Below are 13,114 nucleotides of genomic sequence, written 5' to 3'. Positions count from 1 at the left end.
TGATTGGGAGTCTGGTTCAGCGGGAGCCGGTCGTGCTCGGGTGTCCCACGATCCGAGCGATCCCGTCGATCGCCTCGGGGTTCTGGAGCGAGGTGGTGTCGCCCAGCGCCGTGCCCTCGAAGAGCTGGGTGAGGAGGCGGCGCATGATCTTCCCCGACCGGGTCTTGGGCACCTCGGGCACGGGGATGACCCGCTGCGGCCTGGCGACGGGGCCGATCTCCCGGGCCACGTGGGCGCGCAGCTCCGCCTCGACCTCGGCCGGCGGCCGCGTGCGTGCGGCTTCGCTGAGGACCACGTAGGCGATCGCGGCCTGCCCGGTGAGCGGATCCGCGATCGGCGCGGAGCCGGCCTCGACGACGTCGGGATGGGCGATGAGCGCGGATTCGAGCTCGATCGTCGAGAGCCGGTGGCCGGAGACGTTGATGACGTCGTCGACGCGCCCGAGCAGGGTGATGTCCCCGTCCGCATCGCGCCGGCCGCCGTCGCCGGAGAAGAACCAGCCGCGCTCGCCGAAAGCCCTCCAGTACGAGTCGAGGTAGCGCTGCGGGTCGCCCCACACGGTGCGCGCCATCGACGGCCCGATCCGGTCGACGACGACATACCCCTGCTCGCCGTCCGGGGTGTCCGCACCGGTCTCGTCGACCACCCGGGTCGACACGCCGGGCAGGGCGCGGGTCGCGCAGCCGGGCTTCGGGGCGCTCCCGGACCCGGGATCGAAGCACGGGTCGTGGGGGCGCGGGGACATGATCGTCGACCCGGTCTCCGACTGCCACCACGTGTCGATCACCGGCAGGATGCCGCCGCCGAGCTCGCCGCGCAGCCAGCGCCATGCCTCGGGGTTGATCGATTCCCCGACCGTGCCGAGCAGACGCAGCGATGACAGGTCCCAGGTGTCGGGCAGGCCGTCGGGGAAGTTCCCCATGTGCGAGCGGACGAGGGTGGGGGCGGTGTAGTAGTTCGTCACGCCGTAGCGCTCGATGATCTCGAAGTGGCGGCCCGGGTGCGGGCTGGCCGGGGTGCCCTCGTAGATCACCTGGGTGACGCCGTTGAGGAGAGGGCCGTAGATCTCGTACGTGTGGGCGGTGACCCAGGCGAGGTCCGCGGTGCACCAGTGGACGGTGCTGTCCACCCGGGCGGGGTCGTTGACCGCGGCGAGCTCGTCGTCGACGAGGTCGAAGAGCAGCGCGTGGGTGTAGGCCGTCTGCACGAGGTACCCGCCGGTGGTGTGGACGAGCCCCTTGGGCTTCCCGGTGGTGCCGGAGGTGTAGATGATGAACAGCGGGTGCTCGGCGTCGAAGGCGCGCGGGGTGTGGGTGTCCGGCTGGGCGGCGAGCGACTCGTGCCACCACAGGTCGCGGCCGGCGGTCCACGGGATGTCGTCGCCGGTGCGGGAGACGACGAGCACGTGCTCGATCGCGTTGTCCCCGGCGCATGCGGCGTCCGCGGCGGCCTTGACCGGCACGGCCGCGCCGCGCCGGAACTGTCCGTCGCTCGTGACGAGCACCTTCGCGCCGGTGTCCTCGATGCGGAAGCGCAGCGCCTCGGCGGAGAACCCGCCGAACACGAGCGAGTGGACCGCGCCGATCCGGGCGCAGGCGAGCGTGATGATGATCGTCTCCGGGATCACCGGCAGGTAGATCACCACGCGGTCACCGGGGACGACGCCGAGCGCTTCGAGAGCGTTCGCCGCGCGGGACACCTCCGTGAGGAGCCCCGCATAGGTGTAGGTGCGGCGGTCGCCGGGCTCGCCCTCGAAGTGGAGCGCCACCCGGTCCCCGTGCCCGGCGGCGACGTGCCGGTCGAGGCAGTTGACTGCCGCGTTGAGCGTGCCGCCGGCGAACCACTCGATGCGCGGCACGGTGTACTCGGGGTCGCCGGGTTCGGTGACGCCGGATTCCGGGGCGGGGGCGTCGACTCGACGCGGCTTCTCGAAGGTGTGGGCGGTGTGCCAGGGGGAATCCCAGTCGAGCCGGGCGGCCTGCTTCTCCCAGAATGCGATCCGTGCGGCATCGGACTCCTGCGCCGGGTTCGCATCGGCCCTGGCGACGGGGGAGAGCACGGGGGCAGTCGTCTGGACGGTCATGTCGTCAATTGAGCCGCACGCCCGCGTCACAGCCGCCGCTTGGCGTCACACGCCGTCAGACGGCGTCGTATTCGCGCGTCATATGACGACGTATGACGGACTGTGGCGCGGGTCGCGCGGCGGGAGGTGCGCGCTGTGCTACCCGGTGCGATCGCGGCCGGACGCGTCGTGCGGACCGTGCCTCAGTGCTGCTCTGCGGCACCGGTGGGTGCGGGCTCTCCCGGCGGCCGGGGGCGGTAGACGAGGGTGACGAGGACGACGGAGATGATCATGAGGAGGAACCAGCTCACCATCTTCGACAGCGACACCATCTCCCAGCCGCCCGCCTGGTGCGGGTAGATCCAGGCCCCGGCGGCCGTCCCGATGTTCTCCGCGATCCAGATGAAGAACGCCACCCCGAGGAACGGCAGGAGGATCGGCAGGCTGCGAGCCGGCCGCTCGCGATGGTTCCGGAACAGCATGATGCACCGCCCCCATACGAGGACGACGGCGACCAGCAGCACCCAGCGGGCATCGGGCAGAAAGTGGTGGGTGAAGAAGTTCGCGTAGATGGCCGCCCCGATCACGGCGGTGAGCCACAGCGGGGGATAGCGCACGAACCGCAGGTCGAAGAGCTTGAACACGCGCACCATGTAGGAGCCGACCGCGGCGTACATGAACCCGGTGTAGAGCGGCACCGCGCCGATCGCGAGCACGCCGGCTCCGCCGTACTCCCACGATCCGGCGGCCGTCTTGAACAGCTCCATCACCGTGCCGACGAGGTGGAACAGGACGATCACCCACAGCTCGCGGCCGCTCTCCAGCCGGAGGGCGACCATGAGCACCTGGATCGCCACCGCGATGAGGACGAGCGCGTCGTTGCGGCTGAGCGCCGCACCGTCGGGGTACCACAGGGCGGTGGCGACGAGGGCTGCGAGCATGAGCGCGCCGAACACGCACGCCCAGGCCTGCTTGAGGATGAAGACGAGGAACTCGACCCCGGCCCGGCGGGCGCCTCGGGCCCCGGACTCTGCGGACAGGTGCCGGTGGGCCCAGGCGTCGAGGGCGGCCTCGACCCGGGTGAGGTCGGCGCGCGGATGCTCGGGCCGCTCCCGGGACTCGTCCGTCATCGCTCAGCGCACGACCGAGCGGAGGAGGACGTGGGTGCGGCTGTTGACGATGCCCGGCACCCCGCGGATGCGGCGGAGCACCTCGTCGAAGTTCTGCAGGCCGGTGCACTCGAGCTCTGCGATCAGGTCCCAGCCGCCGTTCGTCGTGTGGAGCGCGCTGATCTCCGGCAGTCCGCGCAGCTCGTGGATGACGCGGTCGGTGGTCCTGCCCTCGACCTCGATGAGGCTCATCGCCTGGAGGCCGCCGCCCTCCGCATCCGTGTCGACCCGCACGGTGTAGCCGACGATGATGCCGGCGTCGGTCAGCCGCTTCATCCGGCTCGTCACGGTGGTGCGGGTGGTGTGGAGGTCCGCGGCGAGCGTCGACACCGGGGAGCGCCCATCCCGGCGCAGCGCCGCGATGAGGCGGCGGTCGAGGTCGTCCATGCGGTACATGGTCAGAGTGTAAACCTGCGGTGCGCACAATGATCGCCCGGTGCGCAGATTTCGGAGGGTCTGCTCATTGTTGCTGCCCTCGGCCCGAACCTGGACTCAGACGGTACTGCGAAAACGGAACGGATCCCTGCAGGGCGCGCCCGTAAACTGCTCCACGGACCGCGGGGTCATCCACCCCGAGGTCGTGGACCATGAGGCCCCGGCCCCGGCCCGCACTCATCCCCATCCCACGCATCATCGTCTGAGCAGGAGGAACCCATGACGGCTTTCGTCGGCGTCGAGAACACGGCCCGCGGGGACACCTACTCCTTCAAGTACGTCAACGGCCACCCCTTCAACCCGGCCCCGCCTTCCAGACCGTCACCGCCTTCGGCGTGCTCGCCGACGTCCACAACGGCTACCCGGTGTTCCTCGGCGAGATGACCCTCGTCACCGCCCTGCGCACCGTCGCGACCTCCGCGATGGTCGCCCGCGCGCTCGCCCGCCCCGACTCCACCCGCATGGCGCTCATCGGCTGCGGCAGCCAGGCCGAGTTCCAGGCACTCGGCATGCGCGCCGCGCTCGGCATCTCCGAGCTCGCCGTGTTCGACACCGACCCGCAAGCGATGGCGAAGCTGCGCCGGAACCTCGAGCCCCTCGGATTCACCATCACCGAGGCCGCCTCCGCCTCCGAGGCGGTCGCCGGCGTCGACGTCATCACCACGTGCATCGCCGACAAGGCCCACTGCGTGGTCCTCGAGGCCGCAGATGTGAAGCCCGGCGTGCACATCAATTCCGTGGGCGGGGACTGCCCCGGCAAGACCGAGCTCGACCCCGCGATCCTCGACCTGGGCGAGGTGTTCGTCGAGCTCCCCGAGCAGACCCGCATCGAGGGCGAGATCCAGCTCCGGGATCCGGACTTCCCCGTCACTGAGATGTGGCAGGTGCTCACCGGTCAGGCCGCAGGGCGCACCTCGCCGCAGCAGGTGACGATCTTCGACTCCGTGGGCTTCGCGATCGCGGACTTCTCCGCACTGCGCTACGTGCGCGACGCGACCGCCGGCACGGCCTACCAGGACGACATCGACCTCGTCGCCGAGCCCGAGGACCCGAAGGACCTGTTCGGTCTCATCGGCGCGCTCTCCCCGGTCGGCTGAGGCCGCTCGGCGGCGGCCCAGCTCCCGTGCTCCGGCCGAGGTCCCGCACCTCGGCCGGGGCACCTCAGTGGCGGGTGATCCGCAGGTAGGTCGTGGCCCTGACCTGCCGCGTGTAGCGCGAGGCCGGCCGCTCGACCTCCAGCCCCGCATCGGTGAGTTCGCTGGTCACCGTGTCCAGCAATGCGGCGTCCTCGACCCCCTCGATCGACACGAGCGGGTAGGCCCGCACCTCCTTCGCCACACGGGCGAGCTCGAGGAGCGAGGCGACGTGGAAGTCCGCGTCGAACATCCCCGCGTAGGTGAAGAGCAGGTGGCTGCTCACCGCGAGGTCGAAGGCGTCGTCGGAGAACGGCAGGTGCGGCAGCGTCGCATCGATGTAGTGCGCCGGACGGGCGTTGAAGTCGTCGAGGAACTGCTGCGCGGAGTGCACGCGTGCCCGGTAGAGCTCCTCGCCGGTGCCGGACTGCTGCCAGTCGAGGCGCTCGCCGTGGGTGCGGGCGAAGTCGGCCCAGCGCTCCACCTCGTGCGCCACCCGGTCCGCGAGCAGGTGGCGGTCTCCGCCGTAGAGCGGGTCGATCGCGAAGGATTCGATGCCGCGGGCCGCGAGCTCCGCCGGAGCGCTCGCGGATCCGCCCGGACAGTCGAGGACGCACTTCCCTGCGAGGTCGTCGATGTCGAGGTCGAACATCGCGATGTACTCCTCGAGCGACCGGGCGGTCACGAGGACGTCGGACATCTGCAAGGGTTCTGTGTCGTATTCGCTCACGTGTGGAGCCTAGCGGAGGAGCAGCACCTGAGCGGAGGTGAGGTGCGTCACGCCGTCTGTGTGGCCGGGTGGAGCACCTCGACCCCGGCCTCCCGGTACTCCTCGAGGAGCGCGGGATCGCACTCATCGGTGACGAGGGTCCATCCGTGGGGCAGACGAGCCCAGGCCGGCACGCTGCGCGGGGCGAGCTTCGCGGCGTCGGCGAGGACGACGGTGCGCCGCGAGCGGGCCGCGACGCGTTCCTTCGTGTACGCCTCGTCCACGGTGGGCTCGCCGACCCCGCAGGCCGGGTCGACGGCGTCGGCACCGAGGAACGCGAGGTCGAAGGAGAAGCGGTCGATGCCCTCGAGCGCGAGCGCCCCGGTGGTGCCGTGGCTGCCGGCGGACAGGCGCCCACCGATGAGCTGCACGTCGACCCGGGGTTCCGCGGCGAGCGCGAGCGCGATCTCGAGCCCGCGCGTGACCACGGTGAGCTCCTGATCGCGTGCCAAGGACTCGACGAGCTGAGCGGTGGTGGAGCCGGCATCGACGAAGATCGTCGCCCCGGCCGGCACGAGCGCGGCCGCGATCCGGCCGATCGCCGCCTTCGCCGAGGTGCGCGCCGCTATCCGCTCGGCGAGCCCGCGCTCCCGGAACGGCGCCACCGAGGTCGCCCCGCCGTAGGTGCGGGCCAGCCGGCCGGAGCGCTCGAGCGCGGCGAGGTCGCGACGGATCGTCGACTCCGACACCCCGGCGTGCACGGCGAGGTCCTCGACGCGGTCGGTGCCGGAGCGCACGAGGCGCAGCAGCCGGTCGCGACGCTCGCGGGTGGCCGAACGGGAGGTCATCGGGGCCGTCCTGCGGTCACCGGGGGAGGTATTCGGCGCGGATGCCGTCGACGTAGGGCGCGTAGCCGACGGCGGCCCGGTAGGCCGAGCGCATGGTGCCGGGATCCGCCTTGCCGGTGCCGGCGATGTCGAAGGCGGTTCCGTGGTCCACCGAGGTGCGGAGGATCGGCAGGCCGACGGTGACGCTGATGGTGCCGTCGAAGTCGAAGGTCTTCGTCGCGATGTGCCCCTGGTCGTGGTACTGGGACAGGATCCCGTCGTAGCGGCCCTGCAGGCCGTGGTGGAACACCGAGTCCGCGGGGATCGGTCCGGCGACCTCGAGGCCCTGGGAGCGCACCCGGTCGACGGCGGGGGTGAGGATCTCGATCTCCTCGTCCCCGAACGCGCCGTTCTCCCCGGCGTGCGGGTTGATCGCGGCGGTGGCCAGCCGGGGGTTCGCCACCCCGTAGACCTCGAGCGCGCGGTGGGCGCGGAGGATAGAGTCGACCTGGGTGTCGACGGTGATCGCGTCGAGGGCCTTCCGCAGCGCCATGTGGCGGGTGGCGAAGAACACCTGGAGGCGGTGACCGGGCACGTGCGTGTTCTCCACGACGAACATCGTGTCCTGCTTGGTCACGCCGGTGAGCTCACCGAGCATCTCGGTGTGCCCGAGGTGCTCCGAGCCGGTCTTCCACACCGCCTCCTTGTTGATCGGCCCGGTGACGATGCCGGCGACCTGCTGGGCCATCGCGGCCTGCGTGGCGACCTCGATCGCGGTGACCGCCGCGCGCCCGGCGCGCTCGTCGACCCGGCCCCATGCGGGCAGGTCGGAGCCGAGCACACCGATGTCGAACACGTCGATGACGCCCTCACCGGCCGACGGCGTGTCCCAGGAGGAGACGGCGCGCACCTCGGCGTCGAGGCCGAGCACCTGCACGGCCTTCTTCATCACCGCGAGGTCGGCCACGGCGATGCCGTGCTGGCTCGTGTCGCCGGAGAACTCGTGGAGGACGGCGGCGGTGATCTCCGGGCCGATGCCGACGGGGTCGCCGACGGTGACTGCGAGGGTGGGGGCGGTGGAGGAGGCGGAAGCGGTCATGGGGTGTCCTTTCGAGCCGGGCTGTCAGGGGCTGGGCGTCGAGCGGTGGTCTGCGCGGCGCGGGTCTGGAGGAGGCGGGTGCGCATCCGCACCATGCCGGAGAGGTGGTCGAGGCAGGCGAGCGCGGTCCCGGCATCGCCGACGAGCCCGCCCTTGGTGACGATCGGCAATCCGGCCCACGGTCCGCCGACGAGCGCGCCGGCGGCGGCGAGCGGCACGACCTCCTCGTCGATCTCCATGCCTGCGGCACCGAGCGCGGCGAGCACGCTCGTGGTGATGTCGCCGCCGGTGGTGTAGAGGCCGCCGATCGCGGGGCCGGGCCCGGCGTCGGTCGCCGGCGCGTCATGCGCGGAGACGGCGTGCGCGGAGACGACCCGGGCGGCGATCCGGCCGAGCGCCTCGGGCAGGGCGTCGGACTCCGCGTTGCTGAGCTCGCGCACGTCCTCGGGGTGGACGACGGAGGCGAGGAGCACGATCTCCCCGGGCTGCGCACGGCGCACTGCGGCGCTGACCTCGGCCGCGGTCGCCTCGACATCGGGCACGGCGGAGCCCTCGGCCCGGGGTACGGGCCGTACGAGGGTGGTCGGGCGCTCGCCGAGCACCCGCTGGACCTGGGCCTGGGTGAGCTCGGTGGCGGAGCCGGCGATCGCGAGCAGCGGGGGAGCTCCAGCGGCACCCTGGGCGCCCATCGCCCGGGCGATCGCGAGCGAGCCCGGCCCGGGATCGATGCCCACCCACATGACCTCGGGGTCGGCCTCGACGGCGGCCTCGGCGACATCGCGCAGGTGGGCCTCGGTGAGGGCGTCGGCGATGATGACGTCGGGCTCCTCGCTGAGCAGGGTGCGGATCCGGTCGACGAGCGCCGAGCGCGGGCCCGTGACGGCGGCGAGGTCGATGCCGAGCGTGGACAGGTGCGTGTCCTTCCGCAGTGCCTCGGCGACCGAGGAGCTCGTCATCGGGGAGCGGACGTCGTGGGCGAGCTCGGTGTGCTCGAGCCGGGTCCCGCCGAGCAGCTGGAGACCGTGCACGGTCTGCCGGTCGGCCGTGGGGAAGGCCGGCATGCACAGGCCCACCGCGCGGCGGCCGCGGGCGCGCACCCCGGTGATGACCGCCTCGGCCTCGGCGCCGAAGTTCCCGCGCAGGGTGGAGTCGGCGCGCGAGCACACGAGGTCGGCCGGCCACCCGGCATCGAGCACCGCGGTGACGGCCGCAGTGGCCCGCGCGGCCGGGAGGTGCCGGGAGTCGGTGGTGACGACCAGCGCGTCGTAGGCGTCGAGGTGAGTGCCGATCTCCGCTGCCGAGGCGTCCGCCCGCAGGGTGGCCGCGCGCAGGCCCGCCCGGGTGAAGCCCGCCGCGCAGCCGTTCCCGCCGGTGAGGTCGTCGGCGACCATGAGGATGCGGGTCATGGGGTCAGCCGATGACGAGGTTGGCGATGAACAGCAGCGGGATGCTGCCGGCCCACACGGCGGTGGTGATGCCCGACCAGCCCTTGAGGGCGGCGGTCCCGTCGAGACCGGTGAAGCGGGTGACGACCCAGAAGTACGAGTCGTTGAAGTAGCTGAACACCATCGAGCCGCACACGCAGGCCATCGCGGCCATCACCGGGGAGATCCCGAGCGACCCGACGAGCGGGGCGGTGACCGAGGCGGCGGTGATCATCGCGACGGTGCCCGAGCCCTGCGCCACGCGCACGAGCGAGGCGATGACGAAGGGCACGATGAACGCCGGCAGCGGCAGCGCGGACACGGCCTCGGCGAGCGCGTCGCCCACCCCGGAGTCGCGCAGCACCTGGCCGAAGGCACCGCCGGCGCCGGTGATGAGGAGGATGAGGCCGGCGGACTCGGCGGCCTGGGCGAGCCAGGAATGGACCTTGGTGCGCGGGGTCCAGCGGGGCAGCAGGACATAGACGGCGAGGATGATGCCGATGATCAGGGCGATGACCGGGTTGCCGAGGAACAGGAACGGGATGACCCAGTCGGAGGCGGCGTACTCCTCGGCATTGATCTGACCGGTCGCGTTCTTGTCGATCGCGGCGGTCACGGTGTTGAGGACGATGAGGAGCAGCGGGACGAGCAGCGGCAGGGAGCCGATGAACGCGTTGATGCGATGTGGCTTCTTCCCCGCCGGGGTCTCGCCGAGGAAGTCCTCGGCGCGGTAGGTCTGGATCGTGTCGAGCTTCGAGTGGACGTCCTCGCCGCCGGATTCGGCGAGCGCGAGGTCGTGGTCGGCGCCGTAGACGTCAGCGGCGACCTCGGTGTTGAGCCGGGCCTCGAGCTTGGGCCCCATCCACTTCGCGTAGAGCACGACGACGGGCAGCAGGAGGACGGTGAAGATCATGCCGGTGAGGATGACCGCGCCGAGGTCAGCGCCGAGCAGACCGGACACCGCGAGCGGTCCCGGGGTCGGGGGCACCATGTGGTGGGTGAGCGTCATGCCGCAGCCGAGCGCGAGGCACAGGGTGACGTAGCCGCCGCGTTTGACGCGGGCGATCGAGCGGGCGAGCGGGTTCATGATGACGAACCCGGAATCGCAGAACACCGGGATCGACACGAGCGAGCCGACGGTGCCCATGGCCCAGGGCTCCTTGCCCTTGCCGAAGCCGCGGAGGAAGGCGCGGGCGAGCGCGTCGGCGGCGCCGGAGACCTCGAGGATCTTGCCGACGGCCACGCCGAGGCCGATCACGATGCCGATGCTCGCCAGCGTGCTGCCGAAGCCGGTGGTGACGGAGTCGATGACGCCGAGGATCTCCTGACCGGCGACGAGGCCGGTGACGAGGGCGGCGATGAGCAGGGCGACGAACGCGTCGAGGCGGGTGCGCAGCACAAGGACGACGATGGTCGCGATGCCGAGCACGAGGGCGAGAATCAGCCGCACATCCATGGGCGGTCTCCTTGGGTCGAGATGATCGAACTGCGCAGGTTTGCTGAGTGAATCATGCACCTTCTCTGCGTGACCGCACAAGAGGCCGGGGAGCGCAGGGGCTGCCAGTAGCGGCACAGATCAACGTATCTGCAGATGAGGATAGGTGCATGTGCCCTGTGGTCCGCTAGCTTCGAGTCGGGTGCCGAGGGCTCGTCCGCAGCGCGTGCACCGTCAACTCCACTCTGCCGATTCGAGGTCATCATGTCCCGCAGCCGTCCTTCCGCCCCGTTCTCCGTCCCCGCGCTCAGCGCGCTCGCACTCTCCTCTGCCGCAGTCCTGCCGCCGGCCGCTGCGGCCGCTCCCGCGGATCCTGACCGGGGTGCTGCCGAGTACACGCTCACCCTCCTCGACCCGACCGACGGGGTGATGAGCAGCGCGCAGGGGATCAGCGAGTCCGGCGAGGTCATCGGTCTCCAGCGCCCGACGAAGAAGGCGCAGCCGCAGGAGACCGTGCTGTGGCGGGCCGGTGAGGCGACGGGCGAGGCCCTGGGCCAGTACCAGGGCACCTCGCAGTTCTCCCGCCCCTTCGACATCAGTGATGCGCGCACCGCGGTAGGGGAGGCGTTCGACGACGCAGGATCCTCGGTGCCTGTGCTGTGGGCCGATGGGGCCGCACCGGTGCGTGCGCACGACAGCTCGGGATTTGCGGTCGACATCGCGAACTCGGGCACGATCGTCGTGCAGACGGCCGAGGGTGCCTTCCGCGGGCGGCCCGATGCGCTCGAGCCGCTGCCCGCCCCGGCCGCCGAGGAGCCCGGGTCCGAGGTGACGCGGGTGCGGGTGACCGCGCTCGCCGAGGACGGTTCCGCGGTCGGCACCGCGACGATCGAGGAGGCCCACGGCGATCACTCCCACGGGGTGCGCCGCGCGGTCGTGTGGGACGGCGATACCCCGACGCTGCTCGAGGAGCCGGCCGAACACGTCTCCGCGGACCCGGCCGGGATCGCGGGCGCGGACGTCGTGGTCGGCTCTGCCCGGATCGACCGGGTGGAAACCGCCTACGTCTGGCGCGAAGGGCGGGCCGAGGCGCTCGCCACGACCCCAGTGGCTGAGTACCCGCACACCAAGGCCGCGGCGGTGAACACGCAGGGGCAGGCCGTCGGGTACGCCTCCCGCTACGCCGGCAATACGAGCTTCGGCGGGTCGGCGCTCCTGTGGGACGGCGGTGGAGTCACCGCCCTCGACTCCGTGGTCGACCTCCCGGAGGGCGTGATGCTGCGGGAAGCCCGTGACATCAACGAGGCAGGCCAGATCGTCGGGACCGCGGAGACCCCCGACGGTGCCCGTGGATATGTGCTCACCCCTACGGCCGGGGAGCCGACGGGGGAGCCGACTCCGACCGAGGAGCCTTCAGCGGAGCCGACGCCTGCTCCGAGCGAGGAGCCGAGCGAGGGGTCGAGTGATGGCCCGACCGGGGAGCCGACTGCTCCCGAGCCCACCGATCGCCCGAGCGGTGATCCGACCGAGGCCCCGGACTCGACCCCGTCGGTGTCGCCGTCGCCCGACGCCCAGCCCACGCATACGGACTCTCCCACCGCGCCGGGCGGACGCGAGGATGATTCCACCGACGACAGTGCCTCCGGGCCCGGTCGTGGCGACTCGCCCGGTTCGCTGCCGCGCACCGGCACCCAGGTGCTCGGGCTCCTCGGGATCGGCGCAGTTCTCGTGGCGGTCGGTGCCGTCACCGTGCTGCGCGTGCGCCGTCGCGGCTGAGGCGTACCCGGCGCGGTGCCGCGTATCCTGGGAACGATGAACACCGACCCCGCTCCCCACCTCGCGCGTGCCCGCGTGCGCGCCGCCGTCGACCGGCTCTACCAAGCCGACTCCCAGCGCTGGGAGGTGGCGTGTCAGCGAGTGATCCGCTTCCTCGAGGGGATCACCGAGAGCATGGAGCTCGCCGATCGCTCCAGGATCGTCGTCGACGGCTACCGGATCAAGGAGCCCATGCGGACGCTGGAGAAAGTGCTCAAGAAGTCCGAGGGCCAGGCGCTGCCGAGCGAGCCCGGGGAGATCGTGGAGATGATCTCCGACCTCGCCGGGGTCAAGGTGCTGTGCAAGTCCTCCCGCGACCTCGAGGCCTTCGTCGACGTGCTGCGCGCGGAGATGGGCCGGGCCAGTCGGTTCGAGGTCGTCGAGCCGGTGAAGAACTACCACCTCGACCCGAAGCCGAGCGGCTACCGCGCATTCCATGCGGTGCTCGGCGCGGAGGACTCCAAGGCGCAGCACCCTGTGCGGGTGGAGATCCAGGTGCGCACCCGGCTCCAGGACGCCTGGGGCGAGCTCACCCACGACGACCTCTACAAGCCCGGCGGACCGCTGTCGCCGAGTGATTTCCACACGCAGGTCGCGGCCTCGATGGCCAATCTCCTGTCCGAGGTCGACCGGCTCGCGGACCTGCTCGCCCAGGACATCGAGCAGACCTCGCGCGGGGATGCGCAGGACGGTGAGGGCGAGACGCAGGCCGGCGACCTGCTGCGCGTCACCGTGACGCGCACCGGTCCGGGCTATGCGATCGCCGAGGACGAGCTCGGCCGACGCGGCCTCATCCGCGCCCGTGACGTCCGGCTGCTCGCCGAGGTCACGGGAGCTGCGGAGAAGTCGGGGGAGAACCGCAAGCAGATCAAGGTCTCCGACCTCGTCAAGGTGGGCGACGAGCTGCCGGCCGCGGAAGTCGAGTTCAAGGGCAACCGCTACTTCGCGCCGGTCGAGTTCGCCGAGCGCGGGTAGGGAGCGGCGGGGACGTCCCCGCTGTGACGCG

The 13,114-nt window shown here is 71.6% G+C and carries 10 protein-coding genes and 1 pseudogene; 3 read left to right on the top strand and 8 right to left on the bottom strand.

Annotated features, from left to right (window positions below):
- Window positions 1–16: 16 nt before the first annotated feature.
- The 3 genes from acs to MTQ12_RS11275 form a co-directional block, all read right to left on the bottom strand.
- The gene (gene acs, locus MTQ12_RS11285) at window positions 17–2,083 is read right to left on the bottom strand and encodes an acetate--CoA ligase (protein WP_247618691.1); all 2,067 of its coding nucleotides are present in this window, start codon (window positions 2,081–2,083) and stop codon (window positions 17–19) included.
- Between the two features lie 182 nt (window positions 2,084–2,265).
- Window positions 2,266–3,192 (bottom strand): DUF817 domain-containing protein, encoded by a 927-nt coding sequence (locus tag MTQ12_RS11280; RefSeq protein WP_247618690.1) that lies wholly within the window; start codon window positions 3,190–3,192, stop codon window positions 2,266–2,268.
- Window positions 3,193–3,195: 3 nt separating this feature from the next.
- Window positions 3,196–3,627 (bottom strand): Lrp/AsnC family transcriptional regulator, encoded by a 432-nt coding sequence (locus MTQ12_RS11275; RefSeq protein ID WP_137319498.1) that lies wholly within the window; start codon window positions 3,625–3,627, stop codon window positions 3,196–3,198.
- 300 nt (window positions 3,628–3,927) lie between these two features.
- Here MTQ12_RS11275 and MTQ12_RS11270 point away from each other — a divergent pair.
- Window positions 3,928–4,763 (top strand): annotated as a pseudogene (locus MTQ12_RS11270) (ornithine cyclodeaminase); the annotation flags it as partial.
- A gap of 64 nt (window positions 4,764–4,827) precedes the next feature.
- Here the strand turns inward: MTQ12_RS11270 and MTQ12_RS11265 are convergent.
- Genes MTQ12_RS11265 through MTQ12_RS11245 form a run of 5 tightly spaced genes read right to left on the bottom strand, consistent with a single transcriptional unit; the run spans window position 4,828 to window position 10,314 of the window.
- On the bottom strand, window positions 4,828–5,529 hold the full coding sequence (locus MTQ12_RS11265; RefSeq protein WP_247618689.1) for a class I SAM-dependent methyltransferase: 702 nt from the start codon (window positions 5,527–5,529) through the stop codon (window positions 4,828–4,830).
- 47 nt (window positions 5,530–5,576) lie between these two features.
- Window positions 5,577–6,356, bottom strand: a complete 780-nt coding sequence (locus MTQ12_RS11260; protein WP_137319500.1) for a DeoR/GlpR family DNA-binding transcription regulator — start codon at window positions 6,354–6,356, stop codon at window positions 5,577–5,579.
- A gap of 16 nt (window positions 6,357–6,372) precedes the next feature.
- Entirely contained in the window at window positions 6,373–7,434 is a 1,062-nt protein-coding gene (gene pdxA, locus MTQ12_RS11255) for a 4-hydroxythreonine-4-phosphate dehydrogenase PdxA (RefSeq protein ID WP_247618688.1), read from the bottom strand.
- Window positions 7,431–8,840 carry a four-carbon acid sugar kinase family protein gene (locus tag MTQ12_RS11250; RefSeq protein ID WP_247618687.1) on the bottom strand — a complete coding sequence of 470 codons (1,410 nt, stop codon included), beginning with the start codon at window positions 8,838–8,840 and terminating at the stop codon, window positions 7,431–7,433. Before MTQ12_RS11250 ends, pdxA begins: the two co-directional genes overlap by 4 nt.
- A 4-nt stretch (window positions 8,841–8,844) precedes the next feature.
- The gene (locus tag MTQ12_RS11245) at window positions 8,845–10,314 is read right to left on the bottom strand and encodes an SLC13 family permease (RefSeq protein ID WP_247618686.1); all 1,470 of its coding nucleotides are present in this window, start codon (window positions 10,312–10,314) and stop codon (window positions 8,845–8,847) included.
- 243 nt (window positions 10,315–10,557) lie between these two features.
- Here MTQ12_RS11245 and MTQ12_RS11240 point away from each other — a divergent pair, with 243 nt between their 5' ends.
- On the top strand, window positions 10,558–12,069 hold the full coding sequence (locus MTQ12_RS11240) for a hypothetical protein (RefSeq protein WP_247618708.1): 1,512 nt from the start codon (window positions 10,558–10,560) through the stop codon (window positions 12,067–12,069).
- Window positions 12,070–12,105: 36 nt separating this feature from the next.
- On the top strand, window positions 12,106–13,083 hold the full coding sequence (locus MTQ12_RS11235; protein WP_247618685.1) for a RelA/SpoT domain-containing protein: 978 nt from the start codon (window positions 12,106–12,108) through the stop codon (window positions 13,081–13,083).
- The last annotated feature ends 31 nt before the right edge of the window (window positions 13,084–13,114 follow it).

This window comes from Brevibacterium sp. R8603A2, from assembly GCF_023072605.1.
Lineage (GTDB): Bacteria > Actinomycetota > Actinomycetes > Actinomycetales > Brevibacteriaceae > Brevibacterium > Brevibacterium pityocampae.
The sequence above is the reverse complement of the archived record's forward strand: the minus strand, read 5'-3'. Positions and strand labels throughout refer to the sequence as shown.